This window comes from Nostoc sp. FACHB-888, from assembly GCF_014696655.1.
GTDB lineage: Bacteria > Cyanobacteriota > Cyanobacteriia > Cyanobacteriales > Nostocaceae > Nostoc.
This window is the reverse complement of sequence record NZ_JACJQM010000060.1, coordinates 12,301-34,487: the sequence shown is the minus strand read 5'-3', so window position 1 is coordinate 34,487 and position 22,187 is coordinate 12,301. Positions and strand designations below refer to the sequence as shown.

Annotated in this window: 18 protein-coding genes; 7 read left to right on the top strand and 11 right to left on the bottom strand. The window is 41.6% G+C overall.

Annotated features, from left to right (window positions below; genetic code table 11):
* Positions 1-191 precede the first annotated feature (191 nt).
* The 8 genes from rppB to H6G26_RS26420 form a co-directional block, all read right to left on the bottom strand.
* Positions 192-1,571 carry a two-component system sensor histidine kinase RppB gene (gene rppB / locus H6G26_RS26455; protein WP_190732773.1) on the bottom strand — a complete coding sequence of 460 codons (1,380 nt, stop codon included), beginning with the start codon at positions 1,569-1,571 and terminating at the stop codon, positions 192-194.
* A 200-nt stretch (positions 1,572-1,771) separates the two neighbouring features.
* Complete coding sequence (locus H6G26_RS26450) at positions 1,772-2,236, bottom strand: hypothetical protein (RefSeq protein WP_190732771.1); 465 nt, start codon at positions 2,234-2,236, stop codon at positions 1,772-1,774.
* 227 nt (positions 2,237-2,463) lie between these two features.
* Complete coding sequence (locus H6G26_RS26445) at positions 2,464-2,688, bottom strand: type II toxin-antitoxin system HicA family toxin (protein WP_190732769.1); 225 nt, start codon at positions 2,686-2,688, stop codon at positions 2,464-2,466.
* Complete coding sequence (locus H6G26_RS26440) at positions 2,685-2,888, bottom strand: type II toxin-antitoxin system HicB family antitoxin (protein ID WP_086687204.1); 204 nt, start codon at positions 2,886-2,888, stop codon at positions 2,685-2,687. The genes H6G26_RS26445 and H6G26_RS26440 overlap by 4 nt, the downstream gene beginning before the upstream one ends.
* Positions 2,889-3,016: 128 nt before the next feature.
* Positions 3,017-3,721 (bottom strand): two-component system response regulator RppA, encoded by a 705-nt coding sequence (gene rppA / locus H6G26_RS26435; RefSeq protein ID WP_190732768.1) that lies wholly within the window; start codon positions 3,719-3,721, stop codon positions 3,017-3,019.
* Positions 3,722-3,770: 49 nt separating this feature from the next.
* The gene (locus H6G26_RS26430) at positions 3,771-4,268 is read right to left on the bottom strand and encodes a hypothetical protein (protein ID WP_190732766.1); all 498 of its coding nucleotides are present in this window, start codon (positions 4,266-4,268) and stop codon (positions 3,771-3,773) included.
* 164 nt (positions 4,269-4,432) lie between these two features.
* Positions 4,433-7,501, bottom strand: coding sequence for an efflux RND transporter permease subunit (locus H6G26_RS26425; RefSeq protein WP_190732764.1), 3,069 nt, complete (start codon positions 7,499-7,501; stop codon positions 4,433-4,435).
* A gap of 2 nt (positions 7,502-7,503) precedes the next feature.
* On the bottom strand, positions 7,504-9,168 hold the full coding sequence (locus H6G26_RS26420) for an efflux RND transporter periplasmic adaptor subunit (RefSeq protein WP_190732762.1): 1,665 nt from the start codon (positions 9,166-9,168) through the stop codon (positions 7,504-7,506).
* Positions 9,169-9,670: 502 nt separating this feature from the next.
* On the opposite strand from H6G26_RS26420, the gene H6G26_RS26415 reads away from it, so the two are divergent.
* Positions 9,671-11,305: an alpha-D-glucose phosphate-specific phosphoglucomutase gene (locus tag H6G26_RS26415; protein ID WP_190732760.1), complete on the top strand. Its 1,635-nt coding sequence runs from the start codon at positions 9,671-9,673 to the stop codon at positions 11,303-11,305.
* 277 nt (positions 11,306-11,582) lie between these two features.
* Here H6G26_RS26415 and H6G26_RS26410 read toward each other — a convergent pair whose 3' ends face one another.
* Both H6G26_RS26410 and H6G26_RS26405 read right to left on the bottom strand, forming a co-directional pair.
* Positions 11,583-13,427, bottom strand: coding sequence for a tetratricopeptide repeat protein (locus H6G26_RS26410; RefSeq protein ID WP_190732758.1), 1,845 nt, complete (start codon positions 13,425-13,427; stop codon positions 11,583-11,585).
* A gap of 86 nt (positions 13,428-13,513) precedes the next feature.
* On the bottom strand, positions 13,514-16,633 hold the full coding sequence (locus tag H6G26_RS26405; RefSeq protein WP_190732756.1) for a PAS domain S-box protein: 3,120 nt from the start codon (positions 16,631-16,633) through the stop codon (positions 13,514-13,516).
* 824 nt (positions 16,634-17,457) lie between these two features.
* Between H6G26_RS26405 and H6G26_RS26400 the strand changes: the two genes are divergently transcribed.
* The 4 genes from H6G26_RS26400 to H6G26_RS26385 are packed head-to-tail and all read left to right on the top strand — an operon-like array spanning position 17,458 to position 20,879.
* Entirely contained in the window at positions 17,458-19,047 is a 1,590-nt protein-coding gene (locus H6G26_RS26400) for a DEAD/DEAH box helicase family protein (protein WP_190732754.1), read from the top strand.
* Positions 18,977-20,191 carry a DUF790 family protein gene (locus H6G26_RS26395; protein WP_190732752.1) on the top strand — a complete coding sequence of 405 codons (1,215 nt, stop codon included), beginning with the start codon at positions 18,977-18,979 and terminating at the stop codon, positions 20,189-20,191. The genes H6G26_RS26400 and H6G26_RS26395 overlap by 71 nt, the downstream gene beginning before the upstream one ends.
* 15 nt (positions 20,192-20,206) lie before the next feature.
* The gene (locus H6G26_RS26390; RefSeq protein ID WP_190732750.1) at positions 20,207-20,443 is read left to right on the top strand and encodes a hypothetical protein; all 237 of its coding nucleotides are present in this window, start codon (positions 20,207-20,209) and stop codon (positions 20,441-20,443) included.
* Positions 20,430-20,879, top strand: coding sequence for a type II toxin-antitoxin system VapC family toxin (locus H6G26_RS26385; RefSeq protein ID WP_190732748.1), 450 nt, complete (start codon positions 20,430-20,432; stop codon positions 20,877-20,879). The genes H6G26_RS26390 and H6G26_RS26385 overlap by 14 nt, the downstream gene beginning before the upstream one ends.
* A gap of 79 nt (positions 20,880-20,958) precedes the next feature.
* Here the strand turns inward: H6G26_RS26385 and H6G26_RS26380 are convergent, their stop codons facing one another.
* Positions 20,959-21,648, bottom strand: a complete 690-nt coding sequence (locus H6G26_RS26380; protein WP_190732745.1) for a PD-(D/E)XK nuclease family protein — start codon at positions 21,646-21,648, stop codon at positions 20,959-20,961.
* A gap of 102 nt (positions 21,649-21,750) precedes the next feature.
* Here H6G26_RS26380 and H6G26_RS26375 point away from each other — a divergent pair, with 102 nt between their 5' ends.
* Together H6G26_RS26375 and H6G26_RS44300 are read left to right on the top strand one after the other, a co-directional pair.
* Positions 21,751-21,930, top strand: coding sequence for a hypothetical protein (locus tag H6G26_RS26375; RefSeq protein ID WP_190732743.1), 180 nt, complete (start codon positions 21,751-21,753; stop codon positions 21,928-21,930).
* An 18-nt stretch (positions 21,931-21,948) separates the two neighbouring features.
* On the top strand, positions 21,949-22,041 hold the full coding sequence (locus H6G26_RS44300; protein ID WP_347242507.1) for a tetratricopeptide repeat protein: 93 nt from the start codon (positions 21,949-21,951) through the stop codon (positions 22,039-22,041).
* The last annotated feature ends 146 nt before the right edge of the window (positions 22,042-22,187 follow it).

Sequence of the window (22,187 nt, the reverse complement as noted above, 5' to 3'; positions counted from 1 at the left end):
CTGCCCCCTGCCCCTGCAAGAACTGCCTTATTGCAACAATAATTATTTACGCCGACCTACTTAAATATTAAGTCCATCTTCATGGAGAATTAGTATAAGGTTCTGCATAACGCGATTACAAACGTGGTCTGCTTCAGCCATAAGAATAGAATGTGTAATGTCTCGTATTCCAATAGTGATTGCACGGGAAATCAAGACTTTATTACCAGAGAGCGTACACTATCGAGTGGGCGGACATCGAAAGGTAACTTAATAGTAAAAGTGCTACCTTTGCCGAATTGACTTTGCACATCTATGCTGCCATGATGTGCCAAAATAATTGCTTGCGCGATCGCTAATCCCAATCCAGAACCGCCAGTGCTACGGGAGCGATCGCTATTGACTCGATAGAAGCGATCAAAAATCCGAGTCAAATCTTGCTGTTGAATACCAATGCCCGTGTCTTGAACCTGAATCACAGCATAATGGTTACTACGATCTAAGTAAACAGTCACCTTTCCTGTTGGTGGTGTGTATTGAATTGCATTGATGATTAAGTTAGAAAATAAGCGATAAAGCTGATCTGCATTCCCAATCACATCCAAAGGAGTTGACAGCCTTATAGAAGATGTCAGTGTTACACCTGCTGCGATCGCTAATGCTGCAAATTCCTCTATTAAGTCATTAACAATATCATCCAAGCAACAAATGTCACGTTGCATTGGCACAGATTGACGATCCAAGCGAGTCAGCAGCAGCAAATCTGTAACTAGAGTTGTGAGTCGCTGATTCTGACGGTATAGGCTTTGTAGAATATCCCGCGCTTCTGTTTCATTTAATTGAGACATCATCAGCGCGGATTCTACTGTCGCTTGGGTTGCTGCTAAAGGTGTCCGCAATTCGTGTGCGGCATCTGCTGTAAATTGTTGGACTTGTTTATATGAGCGATAAATCGGCTGCATTGCCAATCCTGCTAACCACCAACTTGCAAAACCAACTAAACCCATTACGATTGGTAATCCCAATACTAAAGTGAGTTTTACCGCAGTGAGATAACTACTAAATTCTGCAAGACTTCGCCCTACTTGGATATAGCCCCAATCGAGATTTTTTTGGGTGTGCAGCACAAAGGAAATTTGATGATAAAAGTTGCCTTTGCTATCCTTAAGGGTTTGCCAAAGTTCTTTGTTAAAGACTATAGGAAAACCTTCTGGATAAGTTCCTGCGATCGCAATTAAACGTCCTGAATTATCGAAAAAACGGACATAGTAATTGCTTTGATTGATAGCGCTTAAAATATGGCGTTTGGAAATTGATTGTTCTTGAATACAACTTTTCCCAACTACACAGATATTAGGTAAAAGTTGCTGTATTACTGGTTCCAACTGACCAGGTTTTTGTAATTTTAGTTCAATAGTATCGTGCAATGTTCCCGCGACAGACTCCAGTTCTCGGTCTAATGTCATCCAATGGGCATGGGAGATTGCTCTGTAGATGCCCAATCCGCACAGGCTTAAAATCAAAGCCATGACAAGCGCATACCACAGCGCTAAACGCAGGCGGGTTTGCTGAAATAGTTTATTTTGATTCATAAAATAGCAATTATACCAATTCGCAATTCGCAATTAAGAAACTTAGATGCAGCAAGACTTTCCTGATTTACATCTGTTGCCTCATTTTGGAGAATTGGTATTAAGTAAAACAACTTAAAAAAACTAAACTATGTGAAGATAAGTAAATACAAATAATCTATCTACTAAGGTAAATCGATGCGATTCTACTACTTAAACGCCTAGTTTTGTGATTCGTATTTTTCCCAAATTCTTAAAGCAACATCTAGGTATCTATCTAATAGACGACGATCGGATATATCAGGTAATAATAATTCAACAGCAGCAGTGATTTCCATTATTCCACCATGCTCTTCTCCCGCTTTAAAAGCTGCGATAGACCACCACAGCCGAGCTATTGCAGTTTGAACTTCTTCCCTTTCAGGTAAATACCATATTTCTTGACCAATTTCATTACACTGTAAAATAGTTAAAACATTTTGCTCTTCCATTGCTTGCTGAATATATTTATTAAGCTTGGAGAGTTTGTCCAATTTAATCTCGGATGAATATAATTGTATGCATTCTACTGCCCATTGGATTGCCAAACTATAGCAATATTTTTGTAATTTGTCTGCAATTGGATAAGCCCAAAGTATTTTTTTTTGCGTTATGGTTTGTTTTACATTTTCTATTACTTGTTTCATAAGTGTAACTATGGAGATAATTAGATCCCCGACTTTTTTGAGTATTCGGGGATCTGGACACCGCAAATTTTCATAGAGAAGGAGAACTGTCAACAGTCACATTCATACGATATTTAGGAGAATTGCACTTGTTAAAAAGCAATTGAATTAACTCGAAATAAAATAAAATTTGGTAAAATCATAAGTTTGCCAATAGAATAATGAACGTAAAAATTAGCGACTTTTTACTAATCAGTTTTCCACTCAGATTCGGGAATATCTGCACCTATCATGATATTACGCAAAGTCACAATTGGCAGATTTCGACCTTTATGATAGGGCACAATTACTTGTAGTTGGCGATCATCATTTCGCCATTTACGATGGCTACCTTTTTGAGAAATAAGCTCAAATCCGTAGTTTTGTAAAATTCTTTCAACCTCATCCGCATTCATTCGTCGGGTACGAGTCATCCTACCGTAACCTCGCGGGATATTGCTCCTGGTGCTAATTGAATTGGATCGGCTTCCAAATATAATTGAATTGCCTCGCGGATATTTTCTAAAGCTTCTTCTTCCGTATCACCCGCAGATGTACAACCAGGTAATTCGGGACACCAAACAGCCCATTCTCCGGTTTCTTGATCAGGTTCGAGAATTACTCGCCACTTCATAGTCAATATGCTTCCTTGAAATTTATTTGACAGTTATAGCTATTTTTGAGTGTAACGGAATCTAAAATATACGAATCACTCTGTTCCACTGGCAACGACATACCTTGAAATTTTCACACCGATCGCGCTTATGAAATTTCATCAGTAAGATTCAGACGATATCCCATCCCATGCAAAGTTTCAATTATGTTTTCGCAACCACTATTAGCTAGTTTGCGACGCAGTAACCGCATTTGAGCAGCTACCACATTACTAACTGGTTCTGCACTTACTTCCCAAAGCTGATTACGAATTTGTTCTGTAGTAACAATTTGGTTTGGGTGCTTCATAAAATATTCTAGTAGCTGGAATTCTTTATTTGTTAGGGGAATCTCTTGTTTGTTTCCCGCAGTATTCTGACTAACAACTAAATTATTGCCGTAATCTAAAGTTAGGTTACCAACAGTTAATTCCTGGGGCTGAAATTGGGGCGATCGCCTCTGCAATGCTCGCAATCTTGCTAATAATTCTGCCATGCCAAATGGCTTTACTAAATAGTCATCTGCGCCAGCATCCAGCCCTGCAACTTTATCTTCCATGCTGTCTTTGGCTGTGAGCATCAACACAGGTAAAGGATTTTTATGGGAGCGAAGCCGTTTGCATAATTCTAATCCTGATATTCCTGGTAGCATCCAATCGAAAATAGCTAATGTATATTGTGTCCAGCTATTTTCTAAATATGCCCATGCATCTGTACCATCCAGTACCCAATCGACTAAATACTTGTGTTGGGTAAGAGTTCGCTTAATGGCATCACCTAAATCTGTTTCATCTTCTACTAGTAGCACTCGCATAAATTTCACTTGTCAGACTAATCCGTAATTCAGTCAATCGAGCTAACAGTTACCGATTAAAATTAAAACGCCCGTCTACTTTTTCACCTTTAATATCCGCAGTAATTTTCACCTGATACTGACCAGATATATTTTCGGATAGCATTGCCGTGTAGTGTTTACCACTAACGTCATAGGTTAAAGGAATTGACTTTTGTTTCCCATCCGGTAGCTGGACTTGAGCGATTACCTTTGCATTAGGTACTGCTTCGTGATTGTCACCTGTTTGCAAATATAAATCCATGTGAGTTGCATTGGTTTCTTTCTCTGCTAAGAACTCCAAGTGATAAGTTCCTGTCTCTACAACTTGGCCACCTTTAGATTCACCATGTGGACTATTTGTTTTTTTAGCCACAGGTGAAGGTATAACTGATGGAGCCTTGGCGCTTGAGGTAGAAGAAACTGGGCTATTTTCTGTATTCACTGTTTGATTAGTGTTACTACAAGCTCCTAATAAAAGCAGTCCTACACTTCCGATAATAATGAAACTAGATTTTGGCTTTTTCATTAATTTCTGCCTTGTTTTAAATTGATTGGTAATTTGGCAAAATGCTTTTAGCAGTTTTGGGAGTCCGATAATTTTTATTGAAAAAGTAAAATATTCAAGTTCTTGGAGAAGTCGGGTATCTTAACTTTTGATTTTCACAAATCATATAAGCTTGCTTTATTGTGCTAAGGGATTAAAAACTTGCCAAACTTGACATACAGTGAGGGAAGAACTATTAAGGTTAATGCTGTAGAAGTAAACAAACCACCTAAAACTACTATTGAAAGCGGTTGTAAGATTTCCTTTCCTGGCCCACTTTCAATTACTAAAGGTGCTAATCCTAAAGCAGAAGTAAAAGCTGTCATTAAAATGGCATTCAAACGTTCCATTGACCCTTTAATCAGAACATCTTTAAGTGGTAGACCTACAGCAAATTTGGTGTTGTAATTATCCACAAGCAACAAACCATTGCGGGTAGCAACTCCAAATAGAGTGATAAAGCCAACCAAGGAGGCAATAGAAATAACACCACCAGTTAAAGCTACTGAAAATACTCCTCCTACTAAAGCCAAAGGTAAATTAATCATAATCATGGCAGTAGAAGGGATAGATTTGACAGAAAGGTACATGATGACTGTAATTGCAACAAAGGCGATCGCACTCGATATGAAAATATTCTGGGTTGCTCTTTCTTCTGCTTCAAATTGTCCCGCATACTGGATATAGTAACCAGAGGGTGGATGTACTTGTTGATTAACTTTGTCTCTAATTTCATTGACGATAGAGCGTAAATCTCTACCATTAGCATTAGCAGAAACAACAATCAATCGGGATACATTCTCTCTATTGATAGTATTAGGTCCAGTACCATTTTCAATTGTGGCAACCTGTGCTAAAGGAATTTTTTTACCGCTATGAGTATCAATTAATAAATTGCGAATCGTATCTAAATTTTGCCGTGCATCTGGCTTTAACCACACAGCTAAATCGAAAGTTTGTTGTTTTTCTAAAATTTGAGATACTACTCGTCCATTCAGAGCAGTTTCAATAATTTCCGAAAGTTTGCCTATTGTCAAACCATACCGGGAAGCAGCAGGTCGGTTGAATTTTATTTGTATTTGTTCAATCGGAATTTGGGGTTCTAGTTGTAAATCTACAATCCCATTAACGGTTTTCATGACATCATTAACTTGCTGCCCAACGGTGTGGAGTTGTTCTAAGTCTGGCCCGAAGATTTTGACAGCGATCGCACTCCTAACTCCAGACAATACCTCATCCATGCGGTGGGAGATAAAACCACCAATATTTGGTGCTACCCCTGGCAACTTAGCGAATTCTTGCCTTAACTTCTCAATCGTCCCCTCCCTATCTTTCATCGCTGCGTCGCTTAACTCGATATCCAAGTGTCCCAAATTCACCCCTGCTGCATCCCCGTCTCCTGGCGCACGTCCAGAACGCAACTGCACATAAGGAAATCTCGAGTCTCCCTTGAGCGCGTGCTGAAGTGCTTCACCAGCTGCATTCGTAGTTTCCAGTGAAACCCCCGGATAAAGAGTTAGGGTATTTACTAAAGTTTGCTCCTGAAACTCTGGTAAAAATATTCTGCCAAAGGAGGGGAAAATTATAGTTGCAGCTACCAAACTAGCGATCGCTAAACTTAAAACAATTTCCGCATGCTTTAAAGAAAATGTTAATAAAGGATAATAAAGCCGTTTAAAAAATCTCGCTACCCAAGGTTCTGTTTCTGGCAAGCGACCATAAGGCAGTAAAATTGCACATAAAGCTGGAGTCACCGTTAATGCCGTGATACTAGAAGCGATAACTGCTGCCATATAGCCTAATCCCATCGGGATAAAAATACTGCCTTCTACACCAGCCAAAGCGAAAACTGGGGAGAAGACAACTATAGTAATGATCGTAGCTCCAAATACCGAATCGCGTACCTCTTGACAACCGTCAAATACAACATCTAAAATCGGGCGGGGGTTGGGAGAATATTTATTTTCTCGCAAGTTCCGATAGACATTTTCAGCATCAACAATTGCATCATCAACGGCTGAACCAATGGCTACTGCTAACCCTCCCAAAGTCATGGTATTTAAACCTTGTCCTAACCAATTTAGTAATAGTACTCCTAGTAATAAAGATAAAGGTAGAGCAGTTAAACAAATAACTAAGTTACGCCAATTCATTAAGAAGGGAATCAGAATTAAAGCAACAATAATACTACCTTCAATTAAAGCCTCTCTAACATTTGTAATAGAAGAATCAATATAATTTTCTTGACGAAAGGTTGGTGTAACTTTGATATCTTTAGGCAATCCTCCTTGAATCTCTAACATCGCATTTTCTATAAGACGAGTGACAGTAGGAGTATCGGTTTGAGGCTGTTTGTTAATCATTATAACAATGGCCTTTTGAGTGTTAAAACTACCATCACCCCGTTTTATCGCCGCACCAATTTGCACATCAGCAATATCTGAGAGATTGACAGGTGTACCATTGCGGGCAGTAATCACTGATTGCTGTAATTCTTCGATAGATTCAATCCGCCCAATTCCCCGAATTAACTTTTCTCGGTCAGGTGTAATTAAATAGCCACCAGGAGCATTGACATTGGCAGCAGATGCAGCTTGCTCTACCTCTTCTAAAGTGACATTAAAGGCTTTTAATTTTTCTGGATCAACTAATACTTGATATTGGCGAACATCGCCACCGTATGCTACTACCTGACTAACTCCAGGCACAGCTAAAAGGCGATTTGTTACTTGCCAATCAACAATGCGCCGCACTTCCATCAAAGGAGTGCTTTGGGAGGTAAAGGCATATTGTAATACAGTCCCAATGGGGGAGCTTGTAGGGGAAATTTGGGGAGTTTCCACCCCTGACGGTAGCTTACTAAAGCTCTGTTGCAATCGCTCTGTTACTAACTGACGAGCTTGATAAATATCAGTATCCCAGTTAAAAATGACTTTAACAACAGAAATTCCTGCTGCTGAAGATGAGCGGACTGCTGTTACTCCCGGAGTACCATTAATCGCACTTTCAATTGGTAAAGTTACTAAGGATTCTAATTCTTCGGGGGCGAGTCCTGGTGCTTCAGTTTGAATTTCAACTTGGGGTGGTGCAAAGCTAGGAAAAACATCCAAAGGCATTTGGATAATCGTCCGAAATATCCAAATAGTGAGGATAATTGTCCCCAGAATGACTAACCAACGGCGAGCGATCGCCCACTTAATAATGGCACTCAGCATTGTTATTTCTCAATCTTGATTTCTGAATCTTTACTCGTCACGCTATGGTTATCATTGAATTCTGGTGCGGCACTGTTTAAAGGTTCTTTTGTAAGGTAGCTTTCTGTGGCTAATTGATATCGATATTTGCCATGACGACTAGCCCAGAAAGTACCTGCCATAAAAGCTACAGTAGCTAGTGCTGCTCCTCCCCCAGCTGCAATCCACCAGGGTACTGGCAAGCTAGGCGTTTTAGTCTCTGTTGTTTGTAAAGGAGTTTCTGTGTGTTCGTCTGCTTTTTTCTTGGTATCACCCCGCAGAGATTGAGCGTAAAGTTGCGGTGCGCGTTGGGTGACAATCATATCTCCCTCAAATAAACCAGTTTTTACCTCAACCGTATCTCCAGAGGTTTGACCTAAGGTAACTTCAACTGGTTGATAAGCATTGCCACTTTGGATGTAGACAACTTGTTTATTATTAGCTTCTACCACAGCCGCACTAGGAATCGCCAAGATAGCTGAGGAGGTTTGGTTTGTCAAAACTTCTAAGTCTGCAAACATTCCTGGTTTGAGTACACCACCAGGGTTATTGATTTCGGCTTTTACAGGTACAACCTGCGTCTCACCTGCTACTACAGAATTAATTACCGCAATTCGTCCCGTAAAAGTACGATTTGGAACTGAAGCAACTCTAACCCTAACTTGTTGTCCTGCTTTAACTTTGTCTAAATCTTTTTCATATATATTCGCTGTGGCAAAAACCTGATTGTCATTGACAATCGTCATCAACTTACCACCTGCATCCTCAAAGGTTTGACCAAGAGTAACTTCTCTATCTGCAATCTTCCCAGAAATGGGAGATGTTACTGTCACTAATCCTTTGGCATTGCCACGGATTCCTAATTGTTGCAGCCGAGTTTCATACGTGCTGTTACTGAGAGTAATCCGGGATTTTGCTACGTCAACAGATGCCTGAGCGCGTTTAAGTTGATTTTCAGCCTCAATAACCTCTCGGCGGCTATTGGCTTTGGTAAGTTCAGCTTTAGCTTGGGCTAACTGAGTTTGAGATTCGAGAGCATTACGCCGTGGTAAAGCACCTTGGGCAACTAATTCTTGATCCTTGTCATACTTCTCTTGGGAAAATGCCACTTGACTTTGGGCTTGGGCGATCTCTGCTGTGGTAATTTGTTGATAGCGATCGCGGTTTTGTTGCGCTAACTTTAAATCAGCTAAGGCTTGTTGCAAATCAGCTTGACCTTGAGCCAGTTTTTCTTGGGAGTTAACCCGCAGTTCTACCAAATCAGGACTAGATAGTATAGCCACAGGTTGACCTTGTTTAACTAATGCACCAGGTTCTACCAATAACTCAATTACCTTCGCGCCTGCAATTGGTGTGGTTACTTCTACTTGTTTGCTAGGTAAAGTTTCAATCTGTCCTGTGGTTTTTATACCCATAGCTAAACGCTGACTTTTAACTGGCTCAACTTTAATTCTTAAACGTTGGGCAGTTTGAGTGTCAACTTGAATAGAGCTAGTTGCTGGGGTGGCTTCACTTTCTCCTTGAAATTCATCTCCGTGTCCGGCGTGGGCTAAAACTACTACGGGATTTGCGAATAATAGTAAGCCGACAAGTGTACCAGAAACACAACGCATGGTTAGAATTGGTTGGAAACGCAGAGAGTTGGGCATCGTTATGAGAAAATCTGAAATATGGGTGCAAAGCAACTGCGATCGTAATATTTGATAAACAAAGCTAGCTTTGTTTTGGGGGATTTTTCTGCACCTTATACCTAGTCTTTCATCTCAAAATGAAATTGGCATGAAATTGAGGGCTGATATGAAAATGTTGGGTTAACCTGGGGGATTTTGCTACATTCTTCAACCCAATCTACTAGCACGTCAACCTTTAAACATTGGGTTCAAAAAACCGAGAAAATAGTTTTGAGGAGGAGAAAAAAGAGGGGAATGAAAAATGGAAAGGGGGACAGGGTAGGGGGAGGGTAAATATATGCAGCTTCACAAAGAAACGGTATGAGTAAACAGCAGAATTCAGGTGTAGTTAGTAAAGCTTTGCGTAAGAATGAACTACTCCAAAGCTATAGAGGATACACAAAGGTTTAATACGGGGCAATTTTTTTTGTAACAAACTTATGCAAAGCTGTAAGAGAAAATGCCTTGTTAAACACGATCTATGAACATTCGTAAAGTCTCTACTACTCCCTTCAGCGACCAAAAGCCCGGTACTTCGGGTCTGCGGAAAGCAGTTAAGGCTTTTCAGCAGCCCCACTACCTAGAAAATTTCATCCAATCGACCTTCGATTCTGTAGGGGAATTACAGGGGCAAACCCTAGTTCTGGGTGGTGATGGTCGTTATTACAATCGCCAAGCCATTCAAATCATTTTAAAAATGGCTGCGGCCAATGGCATTGGGCAGATTAAAGTTGGTCAGGGGGGGATTTTGTCTACTCCTGCAACTTCCGCTATTATTCGCAAGTACCAGGCCATTGGCGGCATCATCTTGTCTGCTAGTCATAATCCGGGCGGGCCAAATGGTGACTTTGGTGTGAAATATAATATTGGCAACGGTGGCCCAGCGCCGGAAAAGGTGACAGAGGCTATCTACGATCGCACTAAAGTAATTGATAGCTACCAAATTCTGGAAGCACCAGATGTAGACATAGAAACCTTGGGTGAATCACATTTGGGAAACACGGTAGTTGAGGTGATTGACTCTGTGCAAGATTATCAAGAGTTAATGGAGTCTCTGTTTGATTTTGATCGCATTCACCAACTGTTGACTTCTGGAAATTTTCGGATCAGCATCGATGCCTTACATGCGGTAGCTGGCCCTTATGCTCATGCCATTTTTGAGAAACGTTTGGGCGCACCAGTAGGAACTGTGCGTAATGGTACACCTTTAGAAGACTTTGGAGGCGGACACCCTGATCCAAATCTGGTTTATGCCCATGATTTGGTGGATATTTTGTACGGTGACAATGCGCCAGACTTTGGGGCAGCTTTTGATGGAGATGGCGATCGCAATATGATCTTAGGGCGTAAGTTCTTTGTCACTCCTAGCGATAGTCTCGCAGTCTTAGCCGCAAACGCCAAGCTAGTCCCTGGTTATAGTTCCGGTTTAGCTGGGGTAGCGCGATCGATGCCTACTAGTCAAGCTGTGGATCGAGTTGCTGCTCAGATTGGAATTGAATCCTATGAAACGCCCACTGGTTGGAAGTTTTTCGGCAATCTCTTAGACGCGGGTAAAGCTACCCTCTGCGGTGAAGAAAGTTTTGGTACTAGCTCTAACCATATCCGCGAAAAAGATGGGCTTTGGGCTGTTCTGTTCTGGCTGAATATTCTAGCAGTGCGGCAACAATCTGTTGAGCAGATTGTCCGGGAACACTGGCAGACTTATGGACGCAATTATTACTCCCGCCATGACTATGAAGGAATAGAAATAGAGCCAGCAAACACCTTAATTGCAAAACTGCATTCTTTATTGCCAACTCTCAAAGGTAAGCAATTCGGTAACTATCAAGTTGAATACAGTGATGACTTTAGTTATACTGACCCTGTTGATGGTAGCGTTAGCCAAAAACAGGGTATTCGCATTGGCTTTACCGATGGCTCCCGCATTGTGGTGCGACTTTCTGGTACGGGGACTCAAGGTGCAACCCTAAGAGTTTACATAGAAAGTTATGAGGCAGATCCAGCCAAACATGACCTTGATCCACAGCAAGCACTTGCTTCTTTAATTAGTCTTGTTGAGGAGATAGCCCAGATCCGCGAACTGACAGGACGGGAAAAACCAACTGTAATCACTTAGTAACAAGTATAGGAGTTACAGTGTTTTTCAGCTAAATGAAGTACACAGGTAGGGGCACAGCACTGCTGTGCCCTTTAGCTCATCTGTACCTCACTAAGTTGTAATCTGCTGTATTATTTCCTCGTTCAATTTCTATCTTCTGGCTCGTGGCTCTTAGCTCTCAATACGGTTAGGTTAAGGTTTTTTGATGAAAATTCTAGATCACAAAGACGCGATAAATCACCGTCTCTACAATAATTAGCGATTTATCGCCTCTCTTGTCCTGCCTCCTGTCTCCTCAAATATCTTGTTTGTATACTTCTAATAATTTGGGAATGTGGTCATACCCATCTACACCGATAACTGCAATGATTTTAGGGCGATGTTGCTGTAGGAACTTTTGGAAAGCTTCTACACCGATTTGTCCTTGCAAAATTGTTAGTAAACCTGCCGCTTGTCGCCATTCATTAGAAGCAATTTGCTCCAAAAGATACATTCCCAAGCAGCCTGTGTAAATGGTTTTTTCAGAATTTTCGAGATGGTAATAAGCTTCTGCTAAATAAGCTAAGTTCCGGCCTTGCAGATATAAATCGCCTGAAACTTGGGCTGTTTTAAAACCATCTTCAAGATATTTAATTGCAGTTTGGTGTTCTCCAATTACTAAATAGGCAATTCCTAAGCTGCTGACACATAAGGCTTTACTTTGAAGATCGCCTAATTTTTCTGATAATTTTAAACCTTGTTCCAAATAGTTAATTGCAGCTTCATAAGTTTCAGGTTCTAGGTTTTCTAGTTCTTGAGCCTGCATGACTTCGCTGTAACCTAAATTTACTAGCGCGTTTGCCTCTCCTGTTCTATCGCCTGCTTGCCGACTCAATATTAATGCTCGTTGGCTATAATTAATTGCCTCAGCATAATTTTGCTGTTGCACGTAGGTGCGGCTGAGGTGGTTGAGATTGGCAATTTCACAGGCGCGATCGCCTGCATTCCTGGCGATCTCCAGCGCTTGCTGATGAAAATCAATTGAGCGCTGGTATTGCCCTAAAGCACGCTGCGAATAACCTAATAGGGTCAAAATACGCGCTTTTTCTTGGGTTCCCTCACCCCTACGCAATGGTTCATCCAAATAATCAAGGGCATCTCGCAAATAAGTGCCAGTAAAAGAGGCGAAAATGCCGCCGTAAAAGGGAAAATACGGACGCTGGGCAAAGGTTCGCAAAATCTGGAGCATAATTTGAGAACAGGCATCGCCGTACACTGTCCCAATGCTCCCAAAACCACTTGCTAATTGACTCCAAATCACTGCAAAGGTCAAAAAAGTGGAAATGGACAACTTTGGCCCCGCCTTAACATCGTAAGCTTGTTGGTCAAACCAGTTAATTAATCCCCGTTGCAAGAACTGTAAAATTAATGCCATTTCCACCCAATCTCTCAGGGTGATACCCCGTTGTCGCTGGGCAAACTCAATTGCCGATTCTTCCATCGCTAAGGTGCGAAGCAGTGCTTTGGGTAACTCACTATTAAGTTGTTTAGCCCAACTTGCCCAAGGGCCACGTTCTCCTGGTACGCCGCCAAATCCTAAAGCTTCTTTTTGCTCGTACATCCAACTGAGCAAGTTGTCTTGCAATCGCTGCCAAGAGTCTAAACCACGGGTAATCCCTTCAGAAAATTGTTGTAAATCAGCATCTGCCTGGGCAAATTGTTGTAATCCTTTTGACAATTGCTGTAGCTGTTGCAAATTTAGCGGATACTTCTGATTGGGGTCAGTAATCCGTAAAAATGTCGCCAGACGCTCGTCAGCCTCGGCTGTGGTAATCTCTGTAACTGCTGAGGCGATCGCAACTGTAGCTTTGTTTTGCTCTTGCCAGCGTTGCCATTGACTTTGAATGGTTTTAATCGCTCTCAAACTCCGAGTAGCTTTAGCTTTCTTGAGTTCGTCTTTTTCACTATCTACTTGGCTTTGGAGGGCATTCAGGCGATCGCTCAAAGCTAACTCAAAGACTTCCCCTGTACCGGAAGTAATTCCTTTAAGCAGCATTTGATACACCATATCAACAGAGCTAATTTTGCCCTTGAGGGTGGTTTCAACAATTTCATCGATTAAGGCAAGATAGCGATCGCGCAATGGCAAAGAGTCTGGCACTTTAGCTACTAGAGAATGTCACGTCCATTCTAATTCTAGTCTGAGTTTGACCGAGTGGATTGGACGCTTGTAGAGCTTGAGAGCATTCAAGTCCGCCCGGTGAGATTGGCAACTACAGCTGCTAACTCGACCGGATTGACTGGCTTGGGCACATGGAGTTGAAAGCCTGCCAACAGCGCTTGCGTGCGGTCTTCTGCCCTAGCATAGGCTGTCAGCGCCACTGCTGGAATCCGTCCACCTTGGTCTGTTGGTAGCGCCCTGACTTGACGAATTAGTGTGTAGCCGTCTTCTTGTGGCATACCAATATCGCTCACCAGTATATGGGGGCGAAATTCTTGCAGGGCAAGTAGTGCATCACTTGCAGATGGAGCAGCCATGACTTGGGCCCCATACTGTCCCAGAATCGTGGTGAGCAAATGACGCGCGTCTGCCTCATCATCAACAATCAGCACCCTCAAGCCATCTAGGTTTGGCAGGTAATTGTTAGCGTCTTGGGTATCTCCAACAGATGAGAGCTGCTCTGCCGTATTAGCCTCTACATAAACGGCTTTCATTGGCAGATTGACAATGAATGTTGCCCCTTGTCCAATCCCTGGACTTTCGGCAGAGACTTTGCCGCCGTGTAATTCTACCAAGTGGCGGACGATCGCTAACCCTAATCCTAGTCCACCATGCGATCGCGTGATCGAACTGTCTTCTTGACGGAAGCGTTCAAATACATGGGACAAAAATTCGGCAGCAATTCCCACTCCCGTATCGCTCACCCGAATTTGCACATGGGATTCAATACGCTCCAATTGCATATCAACTCTTCCCCCTTTGGGTGTAAACTTAACGGCGTTGGAGAGTAAATTCCACACAACCTGTTGCAAGCGGTTGGCATCACCCACAACTACCCCTAATTCCGGATCGAATTTACAGTTGATGCTAATCTCTTTGGCTTGGGCTGCTGGGTAAACAGTATCGATTGCTGCCTCTACAAGTGGTACAAGTTTTACCCGATGAATATTTAAATGGAGTGTACCTCTAATAATCCGGGAGACATCTAAGACATCTTCGATTAGTTGAGCTAGGGATTTGGTGTTACGCTCGATTGTCTCTAGCGCTCGGCTAGTAGTAGTCTCATCAAACTTGCGACTCCTAAGTAGCTGCGTCCAACCCAATATGGCGTTTAGGGGTGTACGAAGCTCATGGGAAAGTGTGGCGAGAAATTCATCTTTCATGCGGTTTGCAGCTTCTGCATCGGCGCGTGCTGCTTGTTCGCGCTCAAGCAGTTGTTCCCGTTCTTGCTCTGCTTGCTTGCGATCGGTAATATCAATCATGAATCCATGTAGTAGCTGCGGCCCATTCTCATCCCGCACCACATTAACAATCTCATATAACCACACAACTCTGCCATCAGCAGTCAACATTCTGTATTCAAATTCATAATTATTCTGTGATAAAGAAGATTCTTGGCAATACTGAATAGCCCACTCTTGATCTTCTGGATGCATGTGTTTTGCCCAGAAATCATCGCTGTACCAGTCTGACAATGGATAGCCAAGAATATCAACAGTTTGCGGCCCTACATAAGTAAAATTTCCGGTAGTAGCATTTACCTCCCAAGGAATCACGCGGGCTTTTTCTGTGAGTGTCTTTAATCGTTTCTCGCTTTGTTTGAGAGCTGCTTCTGCTAATTTGTGAAGTGTAATATCTGTGATTAGGGCAACAAATCCTTCAACTTTTCCCTGCTGACTAAACTGGGGGACGTAAGTAACATTCACGTAATGGTTTGTACCATCTTTATCGGGTACTTGAGTTTCGTAAGTTACTTGCTCTCCTGAAAGTACCGTTTCTACATAAGGAAGAATTGACTGATAAACAGATTCTCCAACCATTTCTCTAATGTGTTTACCATAAATTTCTGAAGTAGGAATTCCAAACCAGTCTTCATATCCTTTATTATTAAAGCGATAACGCTGCTCGGCATCAACATAGGAAATCTGGACGGGCACAGCATTTGTAATCAGGCGCAGTTGATCTTCTCGTTGACGCAGTGCTACTTCTGCTCGCTTGCTTTCTGTAATGTCGCGTTGAGTTCCCCACGCTCTAACTAAAAGGCCATTTTCGACAATTCCCACTAGATTATTTAAAAAATATTTGGAATTACCTTGCTTATCTATTTCATGAGACTCTGCATCGATTAATCGATAATTAGAACAAATAAAATTACGCAGGTATGCAATATTCTGTGGAGATGAGGGAACAAAAAAGTCTGTTAACCTAGCGCCGATAATTTCTTGTGGATAAGAATACCCATACATTTGCGCCATGACATGGTTGCATTCTGCTAAATAACCATACTGATAAAAATGCTGAATTTGCTCCTCTTCTGGACACTCTGGCGAAATCGGCACTTCGAGTTCCATGCACCAAATACCTTCCGAACTCTGCTCTAAAAAGGTACGATAACGTTCTTCACTTTTGCAAAGAGCAACCTCTACTTGTTTGCTGTTACTTAAATTAAGTACAAAACTAATAATATCGTCTGGATTATTTTCTAATAAGGCAGAAGCTAATAAGATAGGAACGCGACTGTTATCTTTACGGATGTATTCGTTCTCAAAAGGCTGACACACACCGTTGGTTTTGAGTTCTGCGATCGCACTGTTGTTTGCTTCAATATATTCTGGTGGGATTATATCGCGCCATCGAATTCGCCCTGCTAACAAATCTTCCTGCGAGTAACCTACCATTGTTAAAAAGGCATTGTTAGCTTCTGCGATCGCCCCGTCAATTTTGCCTACAATTACCCCAATGATGTTGGAATCTACCAACTTTCTAAACTTTGCCTCGCTCACCTGTAGCTTCTGCAAACTCATTTGAAGATGTTGTTTAGCAGTGCGTAACTGTGAGTTTAAGAAGCTGATGAGTATTGTCACCAACACAAACAAGCCTAACTGTGATATGCTGTCTCCACTCGCAACGAACAGCGAAAACACCGGCTCTAAGAAAAAGTAACTGACGGCTAAAGTAGACAAAGCAGTAGCCAGCAACCCTGTTTTCATGCCGCTAAACCAGGCACTAACCGCCACGGCAGCAAAAAACAGCAGGAAAATAGTTGGCTCCAGTAGTGGCTGTAGCAATAGTGTTAGTAGCAATGCGCTACCAACAGTCAACAATGCCACAACATAAGGTGTTAGAAGGGAACGGATTCCTTTCAATGTAAGTTCTCCTTTTATGCAGCTAGCTAAAGGATTATTCCCAAAATCAGCTAGATAATGCGATTGCTCAACACCTATTATGCATTGGAAAAATACATAACTAAGCAGTTAGTTGCGGTGAATCTATCCAAAGTAGTAAAGCTTGGTTTTAGTAAAAGCTTAATAACCTGATAAGCGTCGCTCTAATTATATATTTATGCTTTTTAACTATCCGTCAACAAGTATAATTATACAGATTTTAGGCTAATCAATTTTAGTATATTAGTTAGAAATTATCCTTTGCCTTTAACCTTAATTAAACTTAGCTTTACCACCAGTAAGGATTTACATTTATCCTTTAAGCACCGATAAATTACTTCGTAAGCCTTGAGAATAGCTGCTATATGATGTGAGTTAACACTAATTTTTAAAGCTTATATATGACTCATATTTGATTATTTGATTTGTAAAAAAACTTCGTACAACTCGAAAAGGCTGATTCCTTACTCCCTGCCTATCGCGCTTGCACTGCGCTTCTGTGCGAGACGCTTTGCGAACGCGCACCATGCAAATAAGTATGGCTACACCACGTTACGCGAATAGAAATCAACTCGGATTCCTATAGATAGAAAGTTTTACAATGCCGATGGGACGTTACATTCATTGACAAATGAGCGCATCTAGTTAAGCTTTGTCGGAGTTACTTAGATGAATTATGCACTTTTTGCGTTATTAGTAATCAAGGGACTAAAGAAGGGAATAGGGTACAAGTTACAGGGTATAGATTATTCCCTGTCACCTGTCACCTGTTACCTCTCCCCTAATCCCAATTCCCAATCCCCAAAATGGCTCGTACCCCTACACTAAATTTTGATCGTGGCACATTAATTTTGCATCCACCACCACGCGGCAAAGGTTGGATGGACTATGCCACATGGGATGATAGAGTTGAAAAATTCCGCATTCCCGCAATTAGATACCGATCGCTAGTAGAAGCACTACAAGCGGAAGATGTGAATTTTATCGATGAGGCGAAGCAATTCTATCCTGTAGATTTGGTTCCCACTCTGGAAATGGAACCCTATCCTCACCAGACTGAGGCGCTAGCAGCTTGGAAACTGGCGGGTAGACAAGGGGTGGTTGTGCTTCCTACGGCGGCGGGAAAGACTTATTTGGCGCAAATGGCGATGCAGTCAACGCCACGCACGACGCTCATTGTTGTACCAACTTTGGATTTAATGCATCAGTGGTATGCACATTTAGTAGCGGCTTTCCCCGATGCTGAGGTGGGATTGTTGGGGGGTGGTTCACGGGATAGAACGGCAATTCTCGTTGCAACTTACGATAGTGCAGCAATTCACGCTGAGACGTTGGGAAATCAATATGCGTTGATTGTTTTTGATGAATGTCATCACTTACCGACAGATTTTAATCGGGTGATTGCGGAATATGCGATCGCACCTTATCGTCTTGGACTCTCTGCTACACCAGAACGCACCGATGGTAAACACGCTGAGTTAAATATCCTCATTGGTCAAGAAGTATATCGCAAACGCGCTGAAGATTTGGCGGGGAAGGCGTTAGCAGAACATGAAATTGTCCAAATTAAGGTAAAGTTATCGCAACTTGAACGAGAAAGATACAACCAGTTAATTCAAACTCGCAATGACTTTTTGAAGCAATCCAAGATTTCTTTGGGGAGTCTTCAAGGTTGGCAAATGTTCGTGCAAATGAGCGCGCGATCGCAATCTGGACGTAGAGCCATGTTAGCGCACCGAGAAGCAAAAGATATCGCTTTGGGTACTGATGGTAAATTGCGAATTCTAATTGATTTATTGGCAGAACATTATCCGTCAAGAATTTTGATTTTTACTGCTGATAATACGACGGTTTATCGCATTTCTCAAGAGTTGCTAATTCCGGCAATTACTCATCAAACTCCTGTGAAGGAACGGCATGAGATATTAACAAAGTTTCGAGAGGGTAAATATAATACTTTGGTTGCTTCTCATGTATTGAATGAAGGAGTTGATGTACCTGCGGCAACTGTTGCAATTATTTTATCTGGAACGGGTTCGGCTAGGGAGTATACTCAGCGCTTGGGTAGGATTTTACGGAAGGGGAATATTGAGAATAAGCAGGCAATTTTGTATGAGGTGGTGGCTGAGGATACAAGTGAGGAAGGGACTTCGGCTAGGCGAAGAGGGGAGAGGAGAGCAGGGGGAGCAGGGGGAGAAAAAGAGACGAAAGGGAAGTTACAGGTTGTGTATGGGAGTGGGAAGGAACGGAGTTTGAAGGTTGCGGAACAGTTAGAAATTAATTATTCAGTCCAAAATCCAAAATCTAAAATCCAAAATTCAGCAGATGTTACCGACAGACTTACTGATGCATCGCCAAAACGGAGAGGAGATCATTCCGAAGAGACTGAAGATTGATCAGAAAACTTCGGAGTTGGCGATTGAGTTAATTAATTATTTTCAATCAGCAGTGGGAAAGACTCAAGGTGTGCTTGAGCGACAATTGACTGATTTTGAAGGAGATTCTACAGATTATCGGGTAAAGCGAGGGTTAGCTTATATTCTCAAAAGTAGTTTTTGCACTTTTGAGGTAGTTAGTCCTCTGGAACCGCAAATGTTAAGAGAACGGGTATTTTCTCTGGCTGCAAAATCGGTTTCTAGTCAAGAATCTACACAAGTTACTCTTAGTAAAATTGCTGATGACTTAACTCAAGAACTTGAGCGGGAAGTTTTATTGGAACAGGTTCGTAATGGGTTATATGCTGATTTATCTGAAAATAAAATTTTGACAGTGTTTGATGCACCAACAGCGCCAGATTTGATAAATCGATATAACTTATCTCAGGTGCAGGGTGTATTTTATAAAGCCAGTCAACTGGTGTTAAATGCTCACCGCAATGTTCCGGGTGAATATAAGTTGTTATTTCGCTATCTTAAGTTGTTTCAATTAATGGCTTATATTGAGGGTGATGCTGATCACGGGTTTACAATTACGATAGATGGGCCAACGAGTTTGTTTAATCCTAGTACCCGATATGGGTTAGCGATCGCTAAACTGATTCCGGCTTTACTTCACGTTACTAAATGGAGTCTTTCTTCCATTCTCCAAACTCGTGATGCCTATACAAATAGTTGGAAAACTGGACGTTTTACTCTCAATTCCGAATGTGGTTTGGTATCGCATTATCCGCCAGGGAAGCCCTACGATAGTATGTTAGAAGCATCCTTTGCTGATAAATGGGATGCGTTGAAAAGTGGTTGGGCGTTAGAGCGAGAAGTTGATTTGATACCAATTCCTGGTAGTGTGATGATTCCCGATTTTCGCTTAGTTCATGCTGATGGACGTAGCTTTTTATTAGAAATTGTTGGTTATTGGCGACCAGAATATTTACAGAAAAAGTTTTCTCAGGTGCGGCGGGCTGGACGTGATGACTTAATTTTGGCTATTTCCGAGCGACTTAATTTAGAAAAGGCGGGAGTAAAATTAAATGATGTCCCCGCCAGAATTGTTTGGTTTAAAGATAAGTTATTACCAAAAGCCGTGTTAGCTGTAATGGATTGATTAAGGAGAAATAAGATGAAAAGTATAGAAACAATTGCCACAGTTACCAAAGATGGTAAGATTACAGCGCAATTACCATTGGATATTGCAGAGGGTGAGCATCAAGTGATAATAGTAATTGATGAAAAGCTTTTAACTGAGGAAACAGAGAATAAAGAAAAGAAAGCGCCTCTCAAATTTTCCGCCTATCCTGTAGGATTAGTCTCGGAAAGTTTAACTTTCCGTAGAGAAGACCTTTATGCAAACGACTAATAGCTCTGTTTTCGTTGATACGAATATTTTAGTTTATGCAAATTTAGCCTTGTCGCCATTTCATATACAAGCGACAGAACGAATACAAGCACTTGTAGAACAAGGTATTGATTTATGGATTAGTCGCCAAACTTTAAGAGAATATTTGGCAGCAATGACAAGACGAGGCGACTTAACCGGGAATATTCCTATTACATCTTTAGTGGCTGATGTAAGGTATTTTGCTAGTTATTTTCGTTTGGTTGAAGATAATTTGCTAGTGACAGAAAGGTTACTGGCACTTATGGAGGAAATTCCTAGCGGTGGTAAGCAAGTTCATGATGCAAATATTGTTGCCACAATGCTAGTTTATGGCATTCCTCAGTTACTCACTCACAACACAAGTGATTTTGCTAGATTTTCTGGGTTAATTACTGTCTTGCCATTACAAGGTTAGATTGCTTATTGTTACTAGTCGTGAAAATTTACTTTACCTTACGAAATGCAGTCTTTCGGTAATTATGCAATCCTACTGATTAACCCCAAACGCTTCTGCTTTCCCAATATTGGGCAACTCTTTTTTCCCACTGCTCCCAGTAATCTTTAATAACTGCTGATTCAAACCAAAATACTTCTGCTGGCATTTCTGGAACCGCTACTACCAAGAGAGCGTGCTTTAGTTGAATGCCATAATCTCGATAATATTCGTTAGCTGCTCCTATGTATGCCGTAAGTTGCAATGGATGTTCATATAAATGCTCAATTGAACCTTTGAGTTTGTCAGCTGTTTTCCACTCACAAATACAGGGAATACCTTGATAGCTGGCAATACAATCAACTTTGCCAGAATAACCCAAATCATGATGAAAAACAGAGCCTTCTACAAGTCTAACTGTATCGATTTGTTGTAAAACTGGCTGGATACTCTCCCAATAAGGGCGACTCGCTTCGGGACAAACAGGGTTTTGTCCAAGAAGGTAGCGCTCAATTTGTTTGTGTGTTTGGGTTCCCCGACGACTAGCAGATGTAGTAATGCGGGTAGCTTCTTCTGTACCAACACGCGCTTTCCAGTTTAATAATCTGTCTCTGTCTGCTTGTGATTTGGTGGCATTAAGTATTGTAGTCACGCTGGGAAAGCGATTTCCCTTGGCATCTACATAATATTGTTTACCATTTTCTCTTTTGGCTGTGGCATTAATCCGAGGTAGCAGTTGGGTATCATGCATCAGTTGGTGTGTTGACTTTGAGATTCCCTCAAGAAGGAAAGTGAATAAAACCCCATTCCATTGTAAGGAATGGAAAGGGGTGGGGGTTTGTTAGAGTGCAAAATGTCACTTTTACCGCTTATTCTTTCAAATCATCCCTCTCTAAATATTCCTCAAGATTCAACCCTTCAGCAAATTCAGGATGTTACTCCAGCAATACCTCATTTAGCTGAAATGACGAATCATCTCATTCAATACATTAGCAATGAAGATTTAATTGGGGTATTTGTTGGGAACGCTTAGTTTCATCAAGGTCAAGGATTGTATGAGAAAGCAAAACCTTGGTATAAGCAGTGTCTAGAAATCACTAAAAAACGTTTGGGTAAAGAACATCCATCTGCCGCCACAGTCTAGATATTTTAGAGCGAAGGTTAGGCGTAAATCATCCTAATACTATGACTGTGCGTAAAAATTTAGCATATTTGCGCGATCGCCTCCCCCCAAATCCAGAATAAGCTAATTTTGTGCAAAGCATACCGTAATAAAACTGAAAAGTGCGT